This is a genomic window from Thiocapsa sp., assembly GCF_035467215.1.
Classification (GTDB): domain Bacteria; phylum Pseudomonadota; class Gammaproteobacteria; order Chromatiales; family Chromatiaceae; genus Thiocapsa.
The window spans coordinates 1-2,996 of sequence record NZ_DATITZ010000152.1 but is presented as its reverse complement, the minus strand read 5'-3'; the positions used below and the strand labels follow the sequence as shown (position 1 = coordinate 2,996).

Annotated in this window: 5 protein-coding genes; all 5 read left to right on the top strand. The window is 63.1% G+C overall.

What is annotated here, in order from left to right; genetic code table 11:
- Positions 1-121 precede the first annotated feature (121 nt).
- The 5 genes from ccmA to ccmE are packed head-to-tail and all read left to right on the top strand — an operon-like array spanning position 122 to position 2,839.
- Complete coding sequence (ccmA, locus tag VLR48_RS08610) at positions 122-739, top strand: cytochrome c biogenesis heme-transporting ATPase CcmA (RefSeq protein WP_325291384.1); 618 nt, start codon at positions 122-124, stop codon at positions 737-739.
- Between the two features lie 6 nt (positions 740-745).
- The gene (ccmB, locus tag VLR48_RS08605) at positions 746-1,417 is read left to right on the top strand and encodes a heme exporter protein CcmB (protein WP_325291383.1); all 672 of its coding nucleotides are present in this window, start codon (positions 746-748) and stop codon (positions 1,415-1,417) included.
- Positions 1,418-1,440: 23 nt separating this feature from the next.
- The gene (ccsA, locus tag VLR48_RS08600) at positions 1,441-2,199 is read left to right on the top strand and encodes a cytochrome c biogenesis protein CcsA (protein WP_325291385.1); all 759 of its coding nucleotides are present in this window, start codon (positions 1,441-1,443) and stop codon (positions 2,197-2,199) included.
- The gene (gene ccmD / locus VLR48_RS08595) at positions 2,196-2,366 is read left to right on the top strand and encodes a heme exporter protein CcmD (protein ID WP_093028827.1); all 171 of its coding nucleotides are present in this window, start codon (positions 2,196-2,198) and stop codon (positions 2,364-2,366) included. Before ccsA ends, ccmD begins: the two co-directional genes overlap by 4 nt.
- Entirely contained in the window at positions 2,363-2,839 is a 477-nt protein-coding gene (gene ccmE, locus VLR48_RS08590) for a cytochrome c maturation protein CcmE (protein WP_325291382.1), read from the top strand. The genes ccmD and ccmE overlap by 4 nt, the downstream gene beginning before the upstream one ends.
- Positions 2,840-2,996 lie beyond the last annotated feature (157 nt).

Below are 2,996 nucleotides of genomic sequence, written 5' to 3'. Positions count from 1 at the left end.
AGCGTATATGGTTGCTCGCCGGCCTTGGGCCGGAGATCGAAAACAAGCGGAGTCGACAGAATCCGCTTAGCGATCGAGCGCCCGAGGCGTTCGGATTCATCCAGGGAACCCCTTCGTTTCTATGTTAGAGGTGACACAGCTCGAATGCCGGCGGGGCGACCGCCTGCTGTTCTCCGGTCTGGACTTCGCCGTTGCGGGGGGCACGCTCCTGCACGTGCGGGGCGCGAACGGCAGCGGCAAGACAACGCTCCTGCGCTCCTTGTGCGGGCTGTTCACGCCGGACTCGGGCGAGATCCGCTGGAACGGCGAGTCGACACGTCGTCTCGGCGAGGACTATCGGCGCGATCTGCTCTACTTCGGCCATCTGAACGGCATCAAGGCCGACCTGACCGGCATCGAGAATCTCCGTGTCGCCGCGACCTTGGACGGGGATCGCGTCGAGGAGTCCGCGATCTGGGCGGCACTTGCGCGGATCGGTCTGGCCGGTTTCGAGGATCTACCCACTCGAATGCTCTCGCAGGGTCAGAAGAAGCGCGTGGCCTTGGCGCGGCTGATCCTGAGCAACGCCCCGCTCTGGGTGCTCGACGAGCCCTTCACCGCCTTGGATGTCGGTGCGGTGGACCTGCTGGAGACCCTCATCGCCGAGCATGTGGCGCACGGGGGCATCGTCGTCCTGACGACTCACCAGGAGGTCGGTTTGACCTCCGGTCAGGTCGAACGCCTTCACCTCGGGAGCTGACCGGCCGTGCTGCGTGTCTTCTGGTGCGTTCTGCTGCGTGATCTGACGCTGGCCCTGCGGCGACGCACGGACGTCTTGACCACACTCTTCTTCTTCATCATCGTGGTCAGTCTGTTTCCGTTGGGCGTGGGCACCGAACGACAGATCCTGCAGATCCTCGGCCCGGGCGTGGTCTGGGTGGCGGCCCTGCTCGCCTCGATGTTGGCTCTCGAACGCCTGTTCGCGGCGGACTACGAGGACGGCACGCTCGAGCAGATGGTCTTGACCGCACAACCCTTGTCGCTCCTGGTGTTGGCCAAGATCACGGCACACTGGCTGCTGACCGGGTTGCCGCTGGTGCTCATCGCCCCGCTGGTCGGCATGCAGTACCATCTCTCCGACGACGCGATCCTGATCATGATGTTTGCCCTCTTGCTCGGCACACCGGTGCTGAGTCTGATCGGGGCGATCGGCGCGGCCCTGACCCTGGGTCTGCGCGGCGGCGGTATCCTCTTGTCCTTGTTGATCCTGCCGCTCTATATCCCGGTGCTGGTCTACGGCGCCGGGGCGGTGACGGCGAGCGGCATCGATATGGCGGACACGCGACCCTATCTTGCCCTGCTCGGGGCGTTTCTGGTCGCCGCACTGACGTTCGCGCCGCTGGCATCGTCGGCTGCGCTTAAGATTTCAATCGAATAATCCGAGGGATGACCCCTTCACCAATGGCTTCGAACTGGTTTAGATTTGCCGCTCCCGCCTCCTTCTACCCGACTGCAGGGCGACTCATCCCGGTGTTTTGGATCCTGACCGGGGTGTGTCTCTTGGCCGGCCTCTACTGGGGGTTCTTCCAGACACCCGACCAGCTCGGCGGAAGCAATGCGCAGAAGGAGTATTACCGCATCATCTTCATCCACGTCCCGGCCGCTTGGATGTCGATGTGGCTCTATGTCGTGATGGTGGGCTGGGCGGCGATCGGGCTGGTGTTCAACACGCGGCTCTCCTTCATGATGGCCAACGCGATCGCACCGACCGGGGCCATCTTCACCTTCCTGGCGCTCTGGACGGGCGCCTTTTGGGGGCGCCCCAGCTGGGGCACCTACTGGGACTGGGATCCTCGCCTCACGACGGAGCTGATTCTTTTCTTCATGTACATCGGCTACATCGCATTGCACTCGGCGATCGACGACACGCGTCGTGCCGACCGGGCCGCGGCCCTCCTGGCGATCGTCGGACTGGTCATGGTTCCGCTCATCTTCTGGTCCGTGAACTGTCCGGATCCGAACCAATGTGCCGCACTCCATCAGAGGTCCAACCTGACCCAGATCGAGGGCAACATCCTCTTTTCCATGCTGGCGGTGACCTTCGGCTTCTGGATGTATTCCTTCGCGACCACCCTGATGCGGCTGCGCAGCATCATCCTGACCCGCGAGGCCGACAACACCTGGGTGCAGGAGCTTCTCGTCAAGGGCGGTAGAGCATGAGCGAGTTTTTTTCTCAAGGCGGTTATGCGTTCTTCGTGTGGGGCGCCTACGGCATGGTGCTGGTGCTGCTCGTGGCGGAAATTCTTCAATTACGCGCTCAACGGCGAACCATTTTGGCCCGTCTTGGTCGATTGATCCGGATGCGCGACTCTGGAGTGAATCAATGAAAGCAAGACAGAAACGTTTGGTGTTCGTCGGCCTTGCCATCGTCGGTGTCGGCGCGGCCTCGGCCTTGGCCTTGAGTGCACTCAACAGCAATATCTCGTATTTCTTCAGCCCGTCCCAGGTGATGGCCAGCGAGGCCCCGGCCGAGCACGTCTTCCGGCTCGGGGGCTTGGTGACACCGGGAACCGTCGCACGCCAGGAAGACGGCTTGACGGTCAAGTTCGACGTGACCGACAACGCCCAGACGGTGACCGTCGCCTACACCGGGATCCTCCCCGACCTCTTCAGCGAGGGCCAAGGGGTGGTGACCAAGGGTCGACTCGGTGCGGACGGCGTCTTTTACGCCGAAGAGGTCCTCGCCAAGCATGACGAGGAATACATGCCGCCCGAGGTCGCTTCCACCCTTCAGACGGCCCACGTGAACGGGGTCATCGGGTCGGTCGGCAATGCCGGCACAGGCGGAGCCTCTAACTAATGGTCCCCGAGCTCGGTCACTTCGCGCTTGTACTCGCCCTCGTCATCACGATCGCGCAGGCATCCGTCCCGTTGGTCGGCAGCTTCGTCGGAAACCGCCGTTGGATGGAGATGGCTCGACCGCTCGCCCGCGGCCAGCTGACCTTCATCGCGATCGC

Excerpts from the sequence above, each read along its gene's own strand:
- ccsA (WP_325291385.1), top strand. The coding sequence starts at position 1,441 with ATGGCTTCGAACTGGTTTAGATTTGCCGCTCCCGCCTCCTTCTACCCG.
- ccmE (WP_325291382.1), top strand. The coding sequence starts at position 2,363 with ATGAAAGCAAGACAGAAACGTTTGGTGTTCGTCGGCCTTGCCATCGTC.
- ccmA (WP_325291384.1), top strand. The coding sequence starts at position 122 with ATGTTAGAGGTGACACAGCTCGAATGCCGGCGGGGCGACCGCCTGCTG.
- ccmD (WP_093028827.1), top strand. The coding sequence starts at position 2,196 with ATGAGCGAGTTTTTTTCTCAAGGCGGTTATGCGTTCTTCGTGTGGGGC.